We start from the raw sequence: 20,788 nt of genomic DNA, 5'->3' as shown, positions 1-20,788 counted from the left end.
CCCTGTAGAGGTCGTCATCCTCGAAAACTGCGACCTTGGCAGCCGTTCCGCGCGAGAGCAACACTAGATACACCGGCGCGCTGAGGAAGCAGCCAAGGGCGGCCCACCGCTTCTCAATGGCGGCTATTGGGACAACAGCAGGTCACTGGACGATGAGGGGATCGAGGGCTCCGGTCCCCCCTCTGTCGCGTTTCCACCGACAGTCCACCGACAGGGTTAGCGGAACAAAACGAGACTTTTGCTCCCGGTCTAGCTCTGAAACGCCCGGAAATGCGTGGGCCGAGCCGCCGTGGTCTGCTTCGGGAGCAGGGGGTCGAGTGTTCGAATCACTCTACTCCGACCAATCAACCCCGGCCTCTCGCGAGGTCGGGGTTTTTCATGCCCGCAGGGTCATCCGACGCGTCCGCCCGGCATCGATGAATGTCACTCCTCGCGAAATGCCCGCATCACCTGGTCGGTGAGCGGCTTCAGAAAATACGCCAGCGCCACCTGCTCCTGGGTCTGGACGTAGACTTCGACGGGCATGCCGGGAACGAGGCGCCCTTCGAGCGCGCTCATGCTTCCGACCAGCTCCACCTGGGCCGTGTAGTAGTGCTCGCCGGTCACCGGATCCCTCGTTGCAGCGGCCGAGACGCGCGTGACGCGGGCCGCTATTTCCGGGGTCGTCCGGCGATTGAACGCCGTGAAACGCAGCCTTGCAGCCTGGCCAACGTCGATCTGGTCGATGTCCTTGGTCGCGACGTGGAACTCGATCTTCAGAGCCGCGCCAGACGGCACGATGGTCATCAAGGTCTGAGCGGGGACGATGACACCGCCCTCGGTATGGACCGCCAGTTCGTTGACGGTGCCGGCCGCGGGGGCCCTCACCTCGGTCCGCGCCAGCCGATCCTCGGTGGCGCGAAGCCGCTCTTCGACCTCGCCAAGCTGGGAGTCCACGGTGCGCAGTTCACGCTGGGCGTCATTGCGCGCCGTCTCGTCGATCGCCAGAACCTGCAGGTTGATCTCGCTGATCTTGCCCTCGGCGCGCGCAATGTTGGACTGGATGGCGCCGGCCTGCCCGCTCATGCGGGCGATATCGCGGTCGAGCGCGGTGAGGCGCGCGCCTTCAACCAGCTTCCGGCCGGCGAGGTCGGCGAGCCCGGTTCGCTCTTCCTTGGCGAGCGCCAACTCGTCGGCCTGGCCCTTCTGCTGGGCAATGAGCCCGTTGATCTCGTTGCCGAGCTGCGAAATCTGCAGTGTCAGCTGATCCTTTTGCGACGTCCGGGCGCGCAGCCCGCCATCGAACAATTGCTGCTCGCCGCGCATGACCAACGCCGCGTTGCGGTAGCTCGCCGCGAAACCGGGCGGGAATTCGATGGCCTGGCGCAGGTCGCGTTCCGCGACCAGGCGCGCCTTGCGTCCGTTGAGTTCGCCCAGCTGGCCGACGAGGATGTCGCGCTCGGCGCGTATCTGCACGTCGTCGAGCCGCAGCAGAACCTGCCCGAAGGAGACCTGATCGCCGTCCTTGACGCTGATCTGCTTGACGATGCCGCCGTCGACCTGCTGCACCGCCTTGACCTCGCCGTCGACGAGCACCGTGCCGCTCGTCACGATCGCACCCGAGAGCTTCGAGGTGGCGGACCAGCCGCCGATCACCCCCACCAGCAGCAGCGCAAAGAGCACGGCGACGATGACCCGCCCGCGAAGCGCGAAGCGCCTCGCGAACTGCCGGCCTTCCGCATCCATGCCGGAAAGATCGAGGCCTCGGATTTCCGCGGTGCTCACTGACGGGACTCCCTGTCTCAGGCGATCGGGTGTTCGACGTGCAGGTCATGCAGGCCGCGCAGACTGACATAGACCTCGTAGGTGCCGTCCCTATCGAGGTCGGCTTCGATTATGGTGACGTCGAAATCGTCGACATGATCGTCCCGCGTCTTGATCGGGGGTGCGTCATCTTGGCCGGTGTCGGCGTAGAGGCTGTCGAACTGCGGCACCGGCTCCTCGGCCCGGGTCTCCCGGATCTCGTAGGAGCCGACCCTGAGCAGGTCGCCGACCTCGAAGTCGACTATGTCCATGTGCCTCTGCGATTCCGCCGGCGCCGTGTCACCGACAAGAACGAGGACGTAATCCGTATCGGGCGAGATTTCGTAGAGATCGTCGCCGTCGCCGCCGACAATCTGGACGGACTCGGCGCCGAGGACAAAGATGTCGTCGCCGGCGCCGCCTAAGACCTGCTCGATGCCGGCGATGGTGTCGCTGCCGATCTCGACGCCCGAGACAGCGCCGGTGTCGAGGTCGACGAGGACGCCCAGGGTGGTGGCGGAAAGGTCGAGGACATCCTCGCCTTCGCCCCCGTCGATTTGGTCGTCGCCGGAACCGTCGGCGATCAGGTCGTTGCCGTCCCCGCCGGACATGATGTCATCACCTTCGCCGCCATCGAGGATATCGTTTCCGGCGTCGCCGAAGATGCGATCATTGCCGGACGCGCCCGAAATCACGTCGTTGCCGGCGTCGCCGTGGATTTCGTCGTCGCCCGCTCCGCCGCGCAGGATGTTGTTGCCGGCGTCGCCGAAGAGGAGATCGTCGCCGGCAAGGCCATCGTCGCCCTCGCGAAAATTCTGATCGCCCGGCGCCGCGGTTATCCCAAGTGCCGCCTGTGCCGGGCCGCTGTCCGAGGGGGCCGGGGCGGCGTTCGAGCCATCGCTGGCCGTCGCAGCGGCTGAGGCGGCGGGCGTCTGGCTCACGATATTGAACGTGGCGGTCTGGTGCACGCTGGCCCGGCCGTCGTCGACTTCGTAGCTCAGCGTCACCGGGCGTTCGCCGGGGGCATCGTTGATATAGGCCCAGCCATCGCCGGCCGCGACGACCTGGCCGACGCTGGCGTGAACATGGGTCGCGTGCAGCTCGTCGCCATCGGCGTCATGCGCCCCGAGCAGCAGGTCGCCCAGCGTCAGCAGCATCACCTGGCCGGCCAGCACGTCGTGCAGTCGGACCGGAGCCTTCACCACCGGCGCCCGATTGGTCCTGCCGTTCCCCGGCCCCGAACCGGAGGCCGCGGCGCCGGAAGCGGCTGTGGCCTCGGCGGGTCCGGGATCACGGGCGGGCCCGGCGGGGTGCGCATTGTGCATCGGCCGCGAACCCCCGGTGCCGGCAGCAGATGCGGGCCGGCCACCATTGTCGTTTCCGGGGCTCGCCAGATGCGGGACGCTGAAGAACTCGCGCCAGCGCGCCCTCGGGCTGCCGGCGTAGGAGTCGAAGACGAATATCTGGTCGGCGGAGAGGATCAAGCCGTCGTCCCAGCCGTTGGCGGTGGCGAGGGGGCGGGAAGGCTCATCCCACCCCTCTTCGGGATCGGCGAGGGCGGGGACGAGCGACAGCATGCCTGGGCTTCGCGCGTGGGCGTCGGAAGCGGAATGAGCCGGCAAGGGCGCTTCGGCAGCGTGGGATTCATGGCTGCCGGCAAAGGCCCTGAAGTAGGCGAAAACGCCGGTCAGCGTCAGGGTGACCCAGATCGGCAGGCGGGACTTCTTTTCGCCGTCGGCGAAGTCGAAGCGGCTTGCCTCGTCGGGGTTGGGTTTGGGGTCTCGTGCCTTGGTTTCGATCAGCATTATTACACCGTTGCCAGTTTGGGCCCCGCCGCCTGTCGGTCGGCGGGAATGTCGCGCGGCGCCAGCAGCTCCTCGCGACGGCCGAACGCCGCGAGCCGGCCGTCCTGGATCACGGCGATCAGATCGACACCGGCCAGCACGTTGAGGCGATGGGCGACCACGATGGCGATGCCGCCGCGCCGGCGGACACTCTCGATTGCCGCGGCGAGCGCTTGTTCGCCGTCGGCATCGAGGAACGAATTCGGCTCGTCGAGGACCACCAGAAACGGGTTGCCGTAGAGGGCCCGGGCGAGGCCGATCCGCTGCCTTTGTCCGGCCGAGAGCGAGGCGCCCATCGGGCCGAGCTGCGTTTCGTAGCCGTCCGGCAGCCTGAGGATCATCTCATGCACGCCGGCCGCCCTCGCCGCCTCCACGATGGCCGCCGAATCCGCCTGTTCGGACAGCCGCGAGATATTTGCGGCGACGGTTTCGTCGAGCAAGGCAACTTCCTGCGGAAGATAGCCCATGTGCTTGCCGAGGCTCCCGTCGTCCCAGTGAACCGTCTCGGCATCGTCGAGCCGGACGCTGCCGCGGAGCGGCGACCAGATGCCGGTCAGGGCCCTGACCAGCGTGGTCTTGCCACCCGCGCTGGGCCCGACGACGCCGAGCGCCTGGCCCGCCTTCAGCTCGAAGGAAACATCGTTGAGGAGGACGCGACCGCTCGCCGGCGCGGCGACGGTGATGTGCTCGACCTTGAGGGTCCTGCTCGGCGTCCCCAGGTTCATCGGCTTGGTCGGCGTGCCCATGGCCAGCATGGTTTCGCGCAGGCGCTTGAACGCCTGCCGCGCCGCCATCACGCCTTTCCAGTTGCCGATCGCCATGTCGATGGGCGCGAGGGCCCGCGAGGAGGCCACGGACACCGCGATGATGGCGCCCGCCGACATCTGTCCCTCCATGGCGAGGTAGGCGCCCAGCCCCAGCAGGGCCGACTGCAGGATCATGCGCAGCACGCGCGAGATGCCGGAAAATGTGCCGACGATGTCGCTGGCCCGCGTCTGCAGGGTGAGATGCTCGCGATTGGCGCGGTTGAAGCGGTCGAGGGCTGCGCCGGCAAAGCCCATGGCCTTCAGCAGTTCGGCATTGCGGGCATTGCTGTCGGCAACGGCGTTGCGGGCGACGAAAGCCTGTTGCGCGGCCGACGTGAGCTTGCGCGACATGAGCTCGGTGGTGACCGTGAGCAATGCGAGGACGAGGGCGCCCCCCATGGTGAGCATGCCGAGCAGGGGGTGCAGGAAGCTCACGAAGATCAGGTAGACCGGGACCCATGGCAAGTCGAACAGTGCGATAGGCCCCTGGGAGCCGAGGAAGCCGCGCAGCGTATCGACGTCGCGCCCGCGCTCGAGCGCCACGGCGGTGGAGAAGCCGAAGCGCGGCATGTCCACCCCGACCCGGTGCGCGATGGGCGCTAGCAGCCGGTCGGCCCGGGCCCCGACGCGGACGAGGAGCTGGGCGCGGATGATGTCGAAGACGCCCTGGAAGGCATAAAGCGCGAGGGCGATGACGGAGAGCGCCACGAGGGTAGGGACGCTGGCGCTGGCAAGGGCCCGGTCGTAGATCTGCAGCATGTAGATCGAGCCCGTCAGGGCGAGCACGTTGATGATCCCCGATATCCAGAAGACGAAGATGCCGATGCCCTTGAACTGGCTGCGCAGCAGTTCGTCGCTGCGCTCCTCCGCCATCCGGTTCGCCGTTTTCGCGCCAGCCATTCGATGAACCCCGCTTCAGGATTGGCCGGCCCCCGCGTGGTAGCCGGCATGGATGGACGGGGGGCAATTGGCTGCCCCTGGTCCAGTTCAAAGAACGATGTCCGTCCCGGGGGCAAAGGTGTGGAGCGTGGTCCCCAGATCGATGCGGAACTCCGGATTGGTGTCGCCATTGGTGTTGCCGGCGAGGAAATAGTGCCCGCTGGCCGCATCGAGGTAGTGGGACACCTGCCCGGTGGCCGTGAGGCCGGTCCCGACGTCGCCGGGACTGGTGTGGTTGACCAGGGTGAAGGCATCGTTTGCCCCACCCTGGATCGCATCGATCGCCGAAAGATCGATGCGGTCGCCGATCTGGAGGTCCTGGATGATGTCGTTGTTGGCGTTGCCCGCCGAACCGAACGCGAAGGTGTCGTTGCCGGCAAAGCCGATCATCAGGTCGCTGCCGGCGCCGGCAGTGAGCGTATTGGCCCCGGCCGTCCCGACCGCCAGATTCAGCGTCTGGCTGCCGAACCGGATTTGCTCGATACCGGAGAGAATATCGGTCCCGTCGGGGTTTCCTGCCCTGAGGTCGGAGACGACGAGGCCGCCGGCGCCGAGCGCGAAGCCGTGGTTCGCCAAGGTGCCCGAGAACGCGGCGACATCGGTACCGGCTCCGCCGTTGATGTAGTCGTCGCCGGCCCCGCCGCTGATCGTGTCGTTGCCTCCCAGCCCGAACACAGCCTGCGATCCCACTGCTCCGGCGACGCCGTTCAGAGTGGTGTTGTTGAAATTCGTGCCGAGGACGACGCCATAGTTGACGCCGTTGAAGCGCAGCTGCTCGATGCTGGTCAGCGTATCGGTGCCATCGGCTCCGGTCGTATCCGTGACGGTAATGTCGCCGGTCGTCGCCGCGAGGCTGAAATTGCCGATGCCGCCGGCGAAGACTGCAGTGTCGGAACCGCCGGCGCCGCCGATGGTGTCGTTGCCCGCGGCGCCGGTCAGGATGTCGGCGCCGGTGCCGCCGGTGATGCTGTTGTTGAAGGCGTTGCCGGTCCCGGTGAAGGCCCCCGCCCCGGTGAAGGCGAGGTTTTCCACGGCGGCGAGGGCCGCGAGGGAATAGGCAGCCAGCGTCGTCTGGACCGTATCGGTGCCTTCGCCGGTGTTTTCGGTGATGGTGACGCCCGCATGGTTGACCACGTAGATGTCGTTCCCCGCGCCGCCGATCAGCGTGTCGGTGCCCGCGGTTCCGGCGTTCAGCGTATTGTTGCCGGTATTGCCGGTGATGACGTTGTTGCCGGCATTGCCGGTGGCAGTGGAGTTGCCGGTGCCCGTCAGGGTGATGTTCTCGACGTTGGCGTAGTTGACAAGGGTGAGGCTAAGGTCGCCGGTGACGGTATCGACGCCACCGGCGACAGTCGCGGCCTCGTTGATCTGGTCGCGTTGGGTGGCCGTGCCACTGGTGTCGTCGACCACGTAGAGGTCGTCGCCGTCGCCGCCGGCCATGATGTCGACGCCCGTGCCGCCGTTGAGGTAGTCGTTCCCGGTCCCCCCATTGAGGGTGTCGTTGCCGGCGCCGCCATAGAGCCGGTCGGCTCCGGCGAGGCCGTTGAGCACGTCGCTGCCGGAGAGCCCGAACATGGCGTCACCAACCGTGGTGCTGGTCGTACCGTTGAGCGGGTTGTTGTTGCCGCTGGTGCCGACGATCATGTTCCAGTCGGTGGTGACGGTCGTCGGGTTGCCGGCTGCATCGGTATAGACCGCGGTCTCGCGGACCACGGTGCCCGAGGTGGTGTGAAGCACAAGGCGGCCTGACGGATCGACGTAGGGATTGGCCGTCGTCAGCGTCGAGATGGGTGCATTGGCGTTCGTCAGCCAGCTGTAGGTGATGTTGGCGGTCACCGCGCCGGTGGGGTTGGTGGCCGACACGTTGTCGGGATCGGTCAGCGAGCTGGCGCCGGTCAGCCGGACCGCGTTCGCCGAATTGCTCACGCCGCTTGGAGTCTCGGTCACGGCGAAGGCGACAACGCCCTGGGGCCGAACGTCGAACAGCCCCTCCTGGGTGAACGTGCCGTCGGCGAACTGGAACTTCTCGATACCGAGAAGGAGGTCGATGCCGTCCGGTCCATTGTTGTTGTGGGTGATCTTGAAGGCAGTGACCGTTCCCTCGTTCGCGCTCGCAAACTGGATGCGTTCCACGGTGTATTCGGAGCGATTGCCGGTGAACACCGCCGTATCGGCGGCGCCTGCCGTTCCCGCGTCCGTGCCGAGGACGAGATTCTGGTTGCGCTCGGTCTTGAGCAGCTCGGTATAGTGCTTGGCGAACATCTGGGTGCCGAGCGCCGCGTTGCCGAGCAGGCCGGCGCTGAGCGTGCCGGTATAGCCGTGCAGGGCGTTGCCGTTGGCGTCGAAGCCGCCGGTGTAGCCGTCATACTTGCCGATCAGCGTATCGAGCCTGATCCCGTCGCCGATGATCAGGTCGTTGCCGCCACTGCCGATGCTGTCGGTGGCGTCGGGTATGGTGGTGTTGAACGTATCGTTGCCGCCGCCGCCGATGAGCCAGTTGTCACCCGTGGGCTGGCCGTCCACGCCAGTGCCGGCATCGGCGCCGATGATCCGGTCGTCGAATCTTGAGCCGATGATGCCCTCGACGTCGACGAGCAGCTGGTTGAACGGGTTGAACGGCGTGGCGCCGCCTGCCGCGGTGAGGTTCATGTTGCGCAGGTCCGCAGCCACGTCGAGGACGAGGTTGACGTCGGAATAGGCCGCGATGTCGAAGCCGATGTCGCCGAGCACCTCGTCGCTGTCGCCGTTCTGCGCCGTCTGGCCGATACCGCCATAGATGATGTCGTCGCCGCGCTCGCCCTTCAGCATGTCGGGGCCCGAGCCGCCCGAGAGGATGTCGTCGCCGTCACCCCCGCGGAGCTCGTCGGGACCATCGCCGCCGAACATCTGGTCGTTGCCGCTGTCGCCGAAGACGATGTCCGTGTCGCCGCCGGCATCCATGTAGTCGTCGCCGGCGCCGCCGTACATTTCATCGATGCCGGCTTCGCCGTAGACGCGGTCGTTGCCGTCGCCGCCGATGGCCACGTCGAGCGCTCCGGAACTGCTGCCGACATAGACCCAGTCGTCGCCGGCGCCGCCGTCGACGAAGTCCTCGATGTCGCCGCCATAGAGCGCGTCCTGGCCGTCGCCGCCATAGAGATGGTCGGCGCCGCCACCGCCGTCGAGCATGTCGTCGCCCTTGTCGCCGTACACCGTGTCATCGCCGTTGCCGGCGAGGATGAAATCCCGGTAGTCGGTGCCGGAGAGGACTTCGTGGGAGTCGAACCCCTGGTTGTCGGTGCCATCGTCATTGGCACCGAGATTGGGCCGGAAGTCGCGGATATATTGCTGGTTGACGATCCCGAGGTCGGCGACCGACTTGGTAATCACGCCGCCATTGCCGCTCGTCGCGCCGCCCGGGCCCGAGTAGATGCCGATCTGCTGCGCCGCAACCTGGTCGCCGTAATTGTGGGCGGTCTTGAAGTCCGCGAGGATGGGAACCCAGGCGGTTCCATCGAACATGTACTTGATGTCGCCCTGGTTGGCGGTGACCTCGAGGCCAGCGGAATTGTGGATGAGCTCGCCCTTGTAGGCGAGGAGGTTCTGGCCGGGGACGAAGGACCTGCCGAGCTCGATATAGCTGTCGGCGTAGCCCATCACGTCGCCGTTGAGGTGCAGCACGCCGGTGGTGCGCTCGATGAGGTCGCGGAACTGCTCGGTGACAATGGTGTGGCCGAGGTCAGTGTCCTGCAGCAGGGCGCCGGCGCCCGACATGCCGAGCCGGTAGATGTAGTAGAACCGGTCGCCATCCATCAGCCGCTCCATCTGGTCCTCGAAGATGGCGTTGAAGGTGGAGCCGACCTGCCCGGTGAAGACGTGGACCTCGGCCAGGCCGCCGATCCACAGGTCGATGTCGTTGAAGGCGTTGGCGCCCGCTGCCAGCGGATCGCCCGAAGCGAGTGAGTCGTTGAGGAAGTTCACCGCCTGATCGTAGGTGAAGCCCTCAGCTTCGGTCGAACCTTCGAGAATGGTGCCCGCGTCGAGCCCGATGATCGCCTCGGCCTTCGCCAGATCGCCGTCGAACGCATAGGCGGCGATGAAGTTGACCAGCGATTCCGGGTGCAGCATCTGCGAGCCGAAGTCGGCCCAGCTGGTATAGGGATTGAGCGCATCCACGATCAGGTTGGTGTGGTGCGGGGTGCTGGGATCGGTGGCGCGTTCGGCCACCAGCGCATCATGCAGCGCCCGCCGCGTTTCGTTGAGCGTGGGCAGTCCGACATCGCGCGCCCGGGCAATGTTGATGGCCCCGAGGTCGAGCGCCTGGCCGAGCAGCGACTGCTGCATGGCCGGGGTCAGGAACTCGTCGATCTCGTTCGAAACCTGCTGCGACATGCCGTGGAGGATGTCCGCGGCGCCGACGGCCGCGAACTGCGCAGGATTGAGGAACGCTCCCGCCAGCGCGAACTTCGTCACCATGCCGTTGGGATCGATGGCGTCGATGGTCTCGCGCAGTTGCGAATGCCCGAAGCGGAAGGCGGCCTGCGAGTATTCGAGCGTGATGTCGGCATTGATGCTGGAATCGTAGGTGACGAATTCCGGCAGGTCCGGCGTCACCAGCCGCGCGTACTGGTCGATGGCGACGTGCTGGTATTCCATCTCGTTGATGAGCTTGGTGACCTCGAACAGCTTGTCGGGATCCCAGGAGACCGCACCCGCTGCATTGGTGTAGTTGCCGTTGGCATCCTCGTAGTGCCCGCCGACTACCGTCACGCCGGCTCCGGTCGGGGCGCTCCCGGTGACGGCGAGCTGGAAGCCGTGGCGGAGTGCAGCATCGGTCTGGGCGAGAATGTTGGCCTCGACCTCGATCAGCTGGACGTTGTGGTTCTCGTGGAACACGTGGTGCAGCGAGGTAAGACCGAAATTCTCGTTCGCCCGGCCGTCGCCGGCGATGTAGTGATCGCCGACCGAGTCCATGAGGATAGTGCTGATGGCGTCATAGACCGCCGGGTCCGCCGCGGTGATGCTGAAGTTGGCGAAGTTCACCCATGGGGCCAGCGCGAACGCCCCGATGTTCGTGCCGTCGGTCAATTGGCCCATGTTGGCGGCCACCGTCTCGCCGGCGAGCGTACCATAGAAGTGGAGGGTCCCGGCCGGCAGGCCGACGGCTGTATTGAGGGCGTCGACATGCGCCTGCGTCAGCCGCAGCGGCGCATTGTCGAAATGGGGGTTCATGTCCAGCAGCAGTGCCTGGCCGGTATAGACATAGCCACCGGCGGAGGTGCCATTGGTGTCGAGGACGTTGCCGGCGGCGTCGCGCGCCCGAAGGTTGCCGATGTCGTCCCAGGTCAGCGCGCTGTCTGCGTCACCGCGGCCGGTGGCGGCGAGGTGAGCCCTGAGCTCGCTGAGCGTGGGCACGGTCCGCGTCGTCGTCCCGAAGGCCGCGGTGGTATATTGCTTGATCTGATGACCGTCGAACAGCTCGGCGCCCGGGCGCCAGGCGCCGGTATTGGGGTCCTGCACCCATTCGCGCAGCAGGTTGGTGACCTGCTGGTCCGACCCGTAGCTCTGGCTCTGGTCGATATAGGGCGAGGTGTGGTTGGTGTAGTTGGCTGCACTGGGTTGGGTCTGGAAGCCGGTCGGGGTGTCGTCGCCGCCGCCCACAACGCCGTCGGCGCCCAGGTCGGCGATCGAGGCCAGGTCGTCCTCGGTGTTCCACTCCCCGTCGGCGCCGGCGATCGAGACCGGCCGGCCGTGGATATCGAGGAAGGTGTAGCCGTCCGGCGTGGCGCGCGAGATGGTGATGGTGAGGTTTCCAGGGTCGCCCGCACCGTTGGTGCCGGGCGCCCGGTAGAGCGGATCGCTCGGATCGAGCGCGATGACGATCTTGGCGCCCTGGCCGCCCTTGTCGATGAAGTCGAGCCCGTGGTCGAAGAACTGGCCGAACAGGGTGAAGATGCCGCTGGTGGAGGGGTCGCCCGGCAAGGTGTTCTGGTTTCGGATGACGCTCTCTTCCACCACCTCGGTGGTGCCGTCGGCGCGGGTGATGGTCTCGGTGAAGGTGTCGGTCGCGATATCGGCGCGCGCGAAAGCGCTGTCGGCGACCCCCGCTGCATGCTGCATGTACGATGAGGAGATCGTCTGGGTGATCATGCGCGGCGTGTAGTCGACCACCGACGTGCTGGGGTCGGCGTAGAGCGCCGTGCTGTCGGCCTGGGGCGCCGGCAGGTTGGGATGGGCGGCCAGGTAGTTGGCGAATGCCGTGCTGGTCAGCGCCGCGTTGCTCACCACCTGGTGGACATAGTGATTGTACTGGGCAGGGGTCAGGCGCGGGAACGGCTCGTCGGCCGAGCCCCACTTCCAGGCGGCGGGCGATCCAGGCGTTCCGGTGAGGTTGTTGAAGAAACCGTGGAGGATGCGGATGCCGGTCGGGTCGCGGGCGCCGTCGTAGATCAGGGCATTGCCGTTCGTCGGGTCGGTGACGGCGAGCGGGTCGAAGGTGCCGAACGTGCCGAGCTCAACGGTGGCCCCGAGCGAGTTGACGTACCCGAAAACGGCCTGCCCGTTGGCGTCGTAGCGCACGACGACGATAGTCTGCCGCAACTGGTCGAGCAGAAAGTTGGTATCGCTGAGGGTAATGTTGAACGCGCGGACCGACGGCATCTCTGTCTCCCATTGTTTTGGCGATTGTTCTTGTGCAAGTCTGAACAACGCCAATTCCACGCTAGACAGTAGAACTGCCACCCATGTCAGGGCGAGGTAAGGAAGTCCTATCAGATGGTGCAACTGAGGACTCGCTCGACCAATCGGCCTTCTGTCCGACTAGCGGCCCGACTTTGGTCCTATCTGCCCCGCAGATTGCGGCGCCGGTGGAGCGAGACCAGCCTGTCGGTGCGCTTCCTCATGGTCGCGGCTCCCGTGGTGGTGGTGGCCATGATCGTCCTGGGCAACTGGGCCAGCGACCGCATCGAGCAGAGCACGACGAAGAGTGCGGCCGAGGCCGGCGCGATCTTTCTGCAGGCATTCCTCCAGCCATTCGTCCAGGACCTGCCCCCCGCGGGCGCCATGTCGGCAGAGGCCGAACAGCCGCTTGACCGGCTTCTTGCCACCGAGGACCTGCGGCAGCGCTTCATCCTCTTGAAGATCTGGCGGCTCGACGGGACGCTGGTCTACTCCTCGCACAAGAACATCCCTCCCTTCGAGAGCGCCGAAGAGCAGATCCGGGTGGCCGCCAGCGGCCAGCTGGCACAGCATTTCGAGGAGCTAGACGAGGTGATCCAGGGCGTTGCTCCCGCGGACAACATCCGGCTCCTCGAGGTCTATGCGCCGCTCTACCGGACCGGCACCAGCCAGATCATCGCGGTCGGCGAGTTCTACCAGAGCGCCGTTGCGATGATCGAGGAACAGCATGCGACCCGCGTCTTCACCTGGGGGATCGTGGCGGCGATCACCACCTCGATGCTGTCGCTGCTGCTGCTGATCGTGGCGCAGGGGAGCCGCACGATCCAGCAGCAGCGCGAAAGTCTCGAACGGCAGGTCAACGCCGCCAGCAAGCTGGCGAGCCAGAACAACGCGCTGCGCCGGGTGGCCGAGCATGCCCGCGTGGACGCCAGCGAAACCAACGAGAACTACCTGTCGCGCATCGGGGCCGATATCCATGACGGGCCGATCCAGACCCTCAGCTCGCTGATGCTGTCGCTGCAATATGGTCGCGACGGCCAGATGTCCGACGAGCCGATCGACAGCAACGACACGACGCTGCATGCGTCGGCCAGCACGATCCAGCTGGCCAAGGCGCTCTATGCCGAATTGCGCAACATCTCGACCGGGCTGATCCTCCCCGAAATCCCCACCGCCTCCCTGCCGCATGTCTTCGAAATGGCCGTCAGCCGCTACGAGGCGACGACCGGCGGCATCGTCAAGCTCACCCTCAAGACCCTGCCCGAAGATGCGCCCCCGGCGGTGAAGATCTGCTGCTACCGGATCGTCCAGGAGGGCTTGAACAACAGCCACCGGCATGGCGGCGGCAAGGGCCAGCACGTGATAGCCGGGGCCTCGCAGGGCCGGCTTAGAATCATGTTGCTGGACAGCGGCGAGGGCTTCGATCCCACTGAGGGCCAGCACAAGGGCCTGGGGCTCGTCGGCATGCGCAATCGCGTCAAGGCCCTGAAGGGCAAGATCAGCGTGCATTCGAGGCCCGGGCGCGGCACGCGCATCTATGTCGCCCTGCCGATCGATCCCGAGGCCTGACTTCGCCGTCAGGTCATGTGCAGCTGGTGCTGGGCAGCGAGCGCCACTTCCACGCGGTTGCGGGCATGAAGCTTGCTCATCAGGCTATACATGTGGTGCTTCACGGTCTTCTCGCTGATCGACAGGGTGAGCGCGATTTCCTTGTTGGACCTTGCCTTGAGCAGCAGTTCGACAACCTGCTTTTCGCGGTCACTCAGCTTCGCCCCACGCTCGGCGTTTTCGCGTGTGGCGCGGTTCTTCAGCCCGGTCAGTATCCTGCCTGCATGGGCGCGCGAGATGAACACCTCGCCGCGCAGGACCGCCTCGACCGCATCGAACAGTTCGTTCGAGATGCTGTCCTTGACGACGAAGGCGCTGGCCCCGAAATCGAGGGCACGCAGTGCGACGTCCACGCTGCTGTCCGCGGTGTAAACGATCACCTTGGTTCGGCCCTGCGTGGCGATCTCGCTGATGGCGCCGAAGGGATCGCCGGGCATGCTGAGGTCGACGAAGATCAGCGAAGGGGCGAAGGCCGTTGCGATCGAGCGGGCGGCATCAGCAGAGCTACCCTTGCCGACAACGCGGTATCCCCGGCGCGAGAACAGAGCGCCAATTCCATCCAGCAGCAGCGGATGGTCGTCGACGAACGCAACCGTGACGGGGTCCGACATTTACTACCTCCCAGCCAACAACGCTATAAACACACCGCCCCTCACGATAAGCAAATCAATTCCTTGACTGCAGACTTTGGCTCTCGATTGTTTGAACACCCAGCCATGCAGCAGACGATCGATGATCAATCCCTACGTTACACTTGCCGGGGACAGTTGCGACCCTGCCGCGCGACGCCGGGGCTGGTGCAGGGGCCGGAGTCGCGGGCGGGATCAGGAGACACTCGCCGAGCGTCTGGCCGCTATAGATCACACAGTCTATCGGCTCCCCGCCGGACGCGACGCCGGCCGGCACTGCTGCAAGAGCAATGGCGACCGCCGACACCATCGCCCAGCGGAAGCGGGGACGGACCAGCGCTTCAGCTCCCGAAGTCATGCTGCATCCCGACATATGTTGCGCCGCGACAGGCTCGGGCTATTCGACCGTGATGGTGGCCCACATGCCGGCCTTGTAGTGACCGGGCATGTTGCAGAACAACACATAGGTGCCCGGGTCGAGGGCAAGCGTCAGTTCTCCGGATTTTCCCGGCTCGAGATCGGGAACTTCCCCGAGGACCTGGATGGCATCCTCGTCGACCTGAAAGTCGGCATCTATGTAGGAGAGCGGAGCGGACGGGTCCCGCACGGTCGCCACGATCATCTCATGGATGAGCTCGCTGGATTGGTTTGCCACCGAGAAGGTGACCTCGCCCGGGCCAATTTTGTCCGAGGACGCCGTGATGGTCATCGGGGGTCCCGCCATGTCGGCAGGCATCGCCATGTCCGTTGCCATGCCGGCATCGGCCCCGTCCGCGAGCGTCACCACAATGACCGAGGGGGCCGATAGCGCCGCCGCGGTGGCGAGGGCCGTCAGGGCAAGCGTCGTTGCAAGCACGCCAATCTGCTTCGAGATCTTGAGCATCGCATCTGCCTCCGGTTCGCTCCAGATAGAGGGCCAAGGCTACAGGATGTGGCTCGCGGCCGTGAGGTCCGAAAGTCCCAATGGGCGGGGTAACTGAAGTCTCAGGCCCACGGACATCGGGCCACTGCCGGAGCAGGACGGCGCCCGCAATTCAGAACGCCGGGGCGATCCGGCGGTCTAGTCGAGCTGGCCGTTGCGCTGGGCCTGGACGGCCACATCGACCCGGCTGCGCGCATTCAGCTTCAGCATGAGGTTGGTCATGTAGCGCTTCACCGTCTGCTCGCTGATCGAAAGGCTCGAGGCGATCTCACGGTTGGTCCTGGCCTGGAGGAGATGGCCGACGATCTGCTTTTCCCGCAGGTTCAGCTTCAGCGCGCCGTTGACCGCCTCCCGCGGCGCGCGGCTCCTGAGCCCGACCAGCACCTGGCTGGCATATTGGTGGGTGATGAACATTTCCCCGCGGCGCACATGGGCGATGGCGTCGAACAGTTCGGAGGCCAGCGCCCCCTTCAGCACGAAGCCGGCCGCTCCCGCCTCCAGCGCCCGCGTGGCGGAATCGACGCTGGCGAAGGCCGTGAAGATGATCACCTTGGTCGGGTGGAAGCGGCGGGCGATCTCGGCGATCGCGGCGAAGACGTCGCCCGGCATGCTTAGATCAAGGAACAGGATATCCGGGCGGTGGGTTTCGGCGATGCTCAGGGCGTCGCTGGCCGAGACGCCCGTGGCAACCACCCTGAAGGCGGGCTGGCGCGCAAACAGCGCCCTCATTCCCTCCAGCAGGACGGGATGATCATCGACTAGTGCTACACTTACTCGCGTCTGGTGCATGGTTGCCCACCGGTACACAAGAACTCTTAGATCGACGCTAGTAATTCGTATACCATTACGTGGCAGCGCCTGTATAGTGCTTGAGTACTAGTTGGCAGACCCGTCTCCGGTGGAATGTCCGAAGCACGCGGATGGCCGCGGCTAGGATGCCAGCATCGCCTCGATCTCGGCGCGGCTGGGCATGGAGGGCGCAGTCCCCGGCTTCTGCACCGAGAGCCCCGCAGTGGCGCAGCCGAAGCGCACGGCATCGACCGGCGACATGCCCTCGGCCAGCGCCACGGCGAAGCCGCCGTTGAAGGCATCGCCGGCGCCGGTGGTCTCGACCACCTTTTCCACCCTGAACGCCGGCACCATGTGCGTCCCGGCCTCGCCATGGAGCAGCGCGCCCTTCTCCCCGAGCGTGATCAGCGCGTTCTTCGCGCCACGGCGGACGAGTTCCGTCGCCGCGGCAAGTGCCTCGGCCTCGGTCTCGACCTTGAGGCCGGTCAGTGTCGCGGCTTCCGTCTCGTTCGGGGTGACGTAATCGCAGAGCGCGTAGATCGCATCGTCCACCGCCACCGCCGGCGCCGGGTTGAGAATGGTGATCACCCCGTGCTTCCGCGCCAGCGACAGGCCGGCGATCGCCGTTTCCACCGGCTGCTCGAATTGCGTCACCAGCACCTTGGAGGTGGCAATGGTCCGCTCCGCTGCAGCCACATCGGTTGGCGACAGCATCGCCGCGGCCCCACTCTCGACGATGATGGCGTTGTTGCCGGTCTCGGTCGAAACAAAGATGAACGCCGCGCCGGTCGGCAGCGTCTCGTCGATCACTACGGCGGAAATATCGATCCCGTCCGCCGCCCAGGCTTTTTGCGCCATCTCGCCAAAGGTGTCGCGGCCGATGCGGGTGATCATCCGCGCATCGCCCCCCGCCCGGGCCGCGGCAATCGCCTGGTTCGAGCCCTTCCCGCCCGGCCCATCCTTGAACCCCTGCCCCAGGATGGTCTCGCCCATCAGCGGCAGGCGCGGCGCCCGAAACGCCAGGTCCGCGACGAAAATGCCGAGTACGGCGACAGCTGCGCGCATGCTCTCTCCTCCAGTTCGGGCGCTGTGCGCGCCTCTCGGTATGACCTCCGGCAGACGGCCCCCTCCCATCCTCCCCCATAAAGGGAGAGGGTGCCGCATCCAGTGCTTGGCACCATTGAGCCACAGCCCCGACTCTTCACCTCCCCCTCTATGGGGGAGGCCGGGAGGGATCGTCTCTCTCAGTTTACGTCAGCTTCCCCGCCCTCAACGCCGCCAGGATCCACTCCCGATACTTGACGTCCCGCCCCTCGATCTCGGGCGACACCTTGCTGGCTTCCTCGATGAAGTAAAGGTAGTCCCGCCCCATGGCCTCGCCCCGCCCGGTATGCATGTCGACCGCGAAATCCGGGATCTCCGGCATCCGCTCCCCGAACGCCATGGCGTGCTTGGCCCAGTTGACCATGTCGTCGGTGGTGCGATCCTTCTTCCCCATCGCCATCACCCGGATGGCATGCGCCGCGAACAGGAACCGGTCATGCGTCGGCCGATCGAACCGCTGGTGCGTGCGATAGAGCGTATCGACCAGCACCGGCGCATCGGGATTGCCGAAGCCGACATCCTCCACCGAGATCACCGCCAGCCGGTCCCAGAGCTTCTGCTCCATCTCGGGGCTGGTCAGATACATCTCCCAGCCCAAGAGCAGCGCGTTCTCCACGAGCCCGCGGCGGATGGATTTCTGCAGCGCAGAGATCACCTCGTCGGCCGGAAAGCCATTCTCGGTGGTGGTGCGCTGCCAGGGATCGGGGGCCTGCTTCACCTTGGTCATTTGCCGGCCTCGTTCTTCGCAACCCAGTTGGCGATACCGTTCCACAGCGGCGCATAGCCCGCCCAGTCGACGAAGGGCGGCGGGGCCCAGTGCGGGCCGCAATCGGAGGTGAACGCCACCGAGCGCCCCTCGCCATAGGTCCCCGCGACGACCAGCGGATCGCCGCCGACCCGCACCAGCACCTCGGCGTCGGGCTTGGCCGCCACCTCGTTGTAGCCGAGCAGCGCCGGCCATTCGCCGGAGACGCCGGCGAGGATCGGGTGCGTGGGGTTGTCGCCGACATGCGGGACGACGCCCTGCGGCGATTCGACCCGGTCGTCGTGATGGTGGAGCATCACCGGCAGGGCTTCCTCGACCGGCGAGCCGGCATATTTGCCCTTGGCCTCGATGCCCTGGAAGGTGAGGTAGCCGCCGATCATCACCAGCCCGCCGCCGTTCTTCACATAGTCGCGCAGCGACACCAGCCGGTTGGGCAGCGGCACCGAGCGCACGAAGGTGTCGGGATGGAGCAACAGCGTGTTGGCTCCGATATCGGATAACATCACCACGTCATACGTGGCCAGCGCCTCCCGCGTCTGCGGAAAATCGCGCGCCGCGAGATGGTTGGGCAGGAACGTCACGTCCCAGCCACCGCCCTCGAGCGCTGCTTTCAACCACCGAACCCCCTCGTTGTATTCGGTGGTGGTAAAACTGTCGAAGCCCTTGGTGTGGATCGAATGGGTAACCCAGGATTCCCCGGCGATCAGTACGCGCTTGCTCACGCTCTAAAGTCCTTGCTGGTTGGTGCGGCGACAGACTGGCGCCGGATGAGTTCGACCGGCAGCCGCGTCAGCATCGGCGGCGCCTCGCCGTTGAGCAACGCCAGGAGCGTCAGGAAGCCCTGCCGTCCCAGCGCCTCGACCGGCTGGCGGATGGCGGTCAGCGGCGGGGTCAGCAAGGCGCCGAGCGCGATGTCGTCGAAGCCGATCAGCGACATCTCGTCGGGCACGCTCACATTGGCATCGCGCAGCCCCATCACCGCGCCGATGGCGAGATAGTCCGAGGAGGCGAAGATCGCCGTCGGCGGCAGCGGCAGCTCGAGGAATTTCTTCGTCGCGGCCCGCGCCAGTTCAGCCGCGAAGCTGCCGATGGCGACATATTCGGGGCGCACCGCGATCCCCGCCTCGTTCATCGCCGTCAGGAAACCCTCGCGCCGCTCGGTCACCGTGAACAGGCCGTGCGGGCCGCCGATATAGGCGATGCGGCGATGGCCGGCCTCGATCAGGTGCCGCGTCGCGGCATAGGCGCCCTCGGTGTTTTCGACGAACAGCCGCGGCACGCTGACGCCGGGGATATCCTCATCGACGATGACGACGTTCTTGCGCCTGCCGATCAGCGCGGCGAGCGTGCCGTCATCGGTGGTGTTGGTCATCATCAGCAGTCCATCGACATGCCGGTCGTGCAGCCGCTCGAGCGAGGCGATCTCGCGGTCGCGGTCGGAGCGGGTCGACGACATGAACACGGTGTAGCCGTGGTGATCGGCCTCGTCCTCGAAGGCCGAGGCCAGCTCGGCAAAGAACGGCTCGCGGATTTCCGGGGTCACCAGGCCCACCGCCTCGGTCTTGCCGGTCGAGAGGCGCTTGGCGAGGAGGTTCGGGCGGTAATCGAGTCGCGCAATGGCCGCGTCGATGCGCGCCGAGGTGGTGGGCGGCAGCTCGATGCGATGGTTCAAATAGCGCGACACCGTGGTGGGCGACACCCCGGCATCCTGCGCTACGTCATGAATCGTGGCCATCTCACCCCCGCTCGCCTAGGTAAGCTAGATCGGCGCAAGCGCTTTAGTAAAGCGGTTTCGTAGGGGGTTTTCACCGGGTTGTTGTACTTGACGCGATGGGCTGGACGCGTGTGGACCCCACAGCCACCGGCCGTCCGATAGCCTCACCAAACCACCGGATGCACCTCTCCCGTCGCCACGTTCACGAACCCCTCCGGCGCCAGCGGCGAGGGCGCCACCAGCACCCAGGTCCAGGGCGCGCAGGTCAGCGTCGCGAACATCAGGCGTTCCGGGAATCCCGGGTTCCAGCGCGGCCGGAAGGTCGGCTCATACATCCAGTCGACCTTCTCCGCCGCCCGGTAGAGCGCCTGCATGTCCGCGTCCAGCTCCGCCGCCGGGCGTTTGCTCATCAACCCGCCGATCTCGAAGCGCACCGTCGCCGTGACCTTACCCCGGTGCACCAGCGCCCAGCCCCCCTGCGTCTCGCGCAAGGTATTCACCGCCAGCGCCATGGCCGCGTCGGACGAGCCGCAGGTCCAGATATTGTGCTTGTCGTGCGCCACCGAGCAGGCGAGCGCGGTATCCGGATCGCGCGGCCCGCAACCGCGCCAGAACATCTTTGCGACTTTCCCCTCGCCACTGAAGCGATCGACGATGGCGAACTTGGTGAGGTTTTCCGACTCCAGCCGCTGCACCTCACCATCCGCCACCGGCAGCTCCATGGTCAGGAACTCCGGGTGCCAGTGGAACGGCCGCAGCACCGCCGCCTGCACGGTCCGCCTCTCTGCCGGGGCCTTGATCGCAAAATCCTCGGCCTTGATCTCGCGCCCAATGTTGATGGTCCGCGTCGCCCATTCCGGCCAGGCGATGTCGGGTACCGCGGGGACGTACTTCGTCCCCTCGGAGACCTGCCCGCCATCGGCCCACACCTTGCCGATCTTCAGAGACGCCACGTCCTCCAGCAGCACCATGTCGGCGAAGCGCCCCGGCGCAATCGAGCCGACCCACGGGGTCAGCCGCATGTGCCGCGCCGGGTTGAGGGTGACGCACTGGATGGCGATCTCGGGCGACAGCCCGGCGGCGATGGCGGTGCGCACATTGTGGTCGGTCGCGCCGGTCTCGAGCGTCAGCGTGGCGCTCCTGTCGTCCGTGGCAAACGCCACTTGGCTCCAGTCGCTCAGGCCCTTCTCCAGCAGTCCCTTGATGATCTCGGTCATCGAGTGGATGC

13 protein-coding genes are annotated in these 20,788 nt (G+C 66.2%); 1 reads left to right on the top strand and 12 read right to left on the bottom strand.

Features of this window, described 5'->3' with window-relative positions:
• Positions 1–423: 423 nt before the first annotated feature.
• The 4 genes from JWQ89_RS13185 to JWQ89_RS13170 all read right to left on the bottom strand — a co-directional run bounded on the left by JWQ89_RS13185 (position 424) and on the right by JWQ89_RS13170 (position 12,010).
• Positions 424–1,764: an HlyD family type I secretion periplasmic adaptor subunit gene (locus JWQ89_RS13185; protein WP_299641732.1), complete on the bottom strand. Its 1,341-nt coding sequence runs from the start codon at positions 1,762–1,764 to the stop codon at positions 424–426.
• A gap of 17 nt (positions 1,765–1,781) precedes the next feature.
• On the bottom strand, positions 1,782–3,587 hold the full coding sequence (locus JWQ89_RS13180; RefSeq protein WP_299641731.1) for a cadherin-like domain-containing protein: 1,806 nt from the start codon (positions 3,585–3,587) through the stop codon (positions 1,782–1,784).
• Positions 3,588–3,589: 2 nt separating this feature from the next.
• The gene (locus JWQ89_RS13175; protein WP_299641730.1) at positions 3,590–5,332 is read right to left on the bottom strand and encodes a type I secretion system permease/ATPase; all 1,743 of its coding nucleotides are present in this window, start codon (positions 5,330–5,332) and stop codon (positions 3,590–3,592) included.
• Between the two features lie 87 nt (positions 5,333–5,419).
• Positions 5,420–12,010, bottom strand: coding sequence for a peroxidase family protein (locus JWQ89_RS13170; RefSeq protein ID WP_299641728.1), 6,591 nt, complete (start codon positions 12,008–12,010; stop codon positions 5,420–5,422).
• 228 nt (positions 12,011–12,238) lie between these two features.
• Between JWQ89_RS13170 and JWQ89_RS13165 the strand changes: the two genes are divergently transcribed.
• Entirely contained in the window at positions 12,239–13,597 is a 1,359-nt protein-coding gene (locus JWQ89_RS13165; RefSeq protein WP_299641726.1) for an ATP-binding protein, read from the top strand.
• 8 nt (positions 13,598–13,605) lie between these two features.
• Here JWQ89_RS13165 and JWQ89_RS13160 read toward each other — a convergent pair whose 3' ends face one another.
• From JWQ89_RS13160 to JWQ89_RS13125, 8 genes are all read right to left on the bottom strand, one after another.
• Positions 13,606–14,247, bottom strand: a complete 642-nt coding sequence (locus JWQ89_RS13160) for a response regulator transcription factor (protein ID WP_299641724.1) — start codon at positions 14,245–14,247, stop codon at positions 13,606–13,608.
• Positions 14,248–14,662: 415 nt separating this feature from the next.
• Positions 14,663–15,148, bottom strand: a complete 486-nt coding sequence (locus JWQ89_RS13155; RefSeq protein ID WP_299641722.1) for a plastocyanin/azurin family copper-binding protein — start codon at positions 15,146–15,148, stop codon at positions 14,663–14,665.
• Between the two features lie 177 nt (positions 15,149–15,325).
• Positions 15,326–15,976: a response regulator transcription factor gene (locus JWQ89_RS13150; protein WP_299641720.1), complete on the bottom strand. Its 651-nt coding sequence runs from the start codon at positions 15,974–15,976 to the stop codon at positions 15,326–15,328.
• Between the two features lie 141 nt (positions 15,977–16,117).
• Complete coding sequence (gene rbsK / locus JWQ89_RS13145; RefSeq protein ID WP_299641719.1) at positions 16,118–17,041, bottom strand: ribokinase; 924 nt, start codon at positions 17,039–17,041, stop codon at positions 16,118–16,120.
• Between the two features lie 184 nt (positions 17,042–17,225).
• Complete coding sequence (locus JWQ89_RS13140) at positions 17,226–17,807, bottom strand: AAA family ATPase (protein ID WP_299641718.1); 582 nt, start codon at positions 17,805–17,807, stop codon at positions 17,226–17,228.
• Complete coding sequence (locus tag JWQ89_RS13135; protein ID WP_299641716.1) at positions 17,804–18,568, bottom strand: glutamine amidotransferase; 765 nt, start codon at positions 18,566–18,568, stop codon at positions 17,804–17,806. Before JWQ89_RS13135 ends, JWQ89_RS13140 begins: the two co-directional genes overlap by 4 nt.
• Entirely contained in the window at positions 18,565–19,581 is a 1,017-nt protein-coding gene (locus JWQ89_RS13130; RefSeq protein ID WP_299641715.1) for a LacI family DNA-binding transcriptional regulator, read from the bottom strand. The genes JWQ89_RS13135 and JWQ89_RS13130 overlap by 4 nt, the downstream gene beginning before the upstream one ends.
• A 143-nt stretch (positions 19,582–19,724) precedes the next feature.
• The coding region (locus JWQ89_RS13125) for an adenine deaminase C-terminal domain-containing protein (protein WP_299641713.1) at positions 19,725–20,788 on the bottom strand (1,064 nt) is incomplete at its 5' end.

Origin of the sequence: Devosia sp., assembly GCF_028290645.1 — a bacterium.
In the GTDB taxonomy this organism is placed as follows: domain Bacteria; phylum Pseudomonadota; class Alphaproteobacteria; order Rhizobiales; family Devosiaceae; genus Devosia_A.
Note: the sequence above shows the minus strand (reverse complement) of the source record. Positions and strands in the feature narration are given on the sequence as shown.

Coding starts and splice junctions, on each gene's coding strand:
- JWQ89_RS13155 (WP_299641722.1), bottom strand. CDS start 15,148: ATGCTCAAGATCTCGAAGCAGATTGGCGTGCTTGCAACGACGCTTGCC.
- JWQ89_RS13160 (WP_299641724.1), bottom strand. CDS start 14,247: ATGTCGGACCCCGTCACGGTTGCGTTCGTCGACGACCATCCGCTGCTG.
- rbsK (WP_299641719.1), bottom strand. CDS start 17,041: ATGCGCGCAGCTGTCGCCGTACTCGGCATTTTCGTCGCGGACCTGGCG.
- JWQ89_RS13175 (WP_299641730.1), bottom strand. CDS start 5,332: ATGGCTGGCGCGAAAACGGCGAACCGGATGGCGGAGGAGCGCAGCGAC.
- JWQ89_RS13170 (WP_299641728.1), bottom strand. CDS start 12,010: ATGCCGTCGGTCCGCGCGTTCAACATTACCCTCAGCGATACCAACTTT.
- JWQ89_RS13140 (WP_299641718.1), bottom strand. CDS start 17,807: ATGACCAAGGTGAAGCAGGCCCCCGATCCCTGGCAGCGCACCACCACC.
- JWQ89_RS13180 (WP_299641731.1), bottom strand. CDS start 3,587: ATGCTGATCGAAACCAAGGCACGAGACCCCAAACCCAACCCCGACGAG.
- JWQ89_RS13150 (WP_299641720.1), bottom strand. CDS start 15,976: ATGCACCAGACGCGAGTAAGTGTAGCACTAGTCGATGATCATCCCGTC.
- JWQ89_RS13130 (WP_299641715.1), bottom strand. CDS start 19,581: ATGGCCACGATTCATGACGTAGCGCAGGATGCCGGGGTGTCGCCCACC.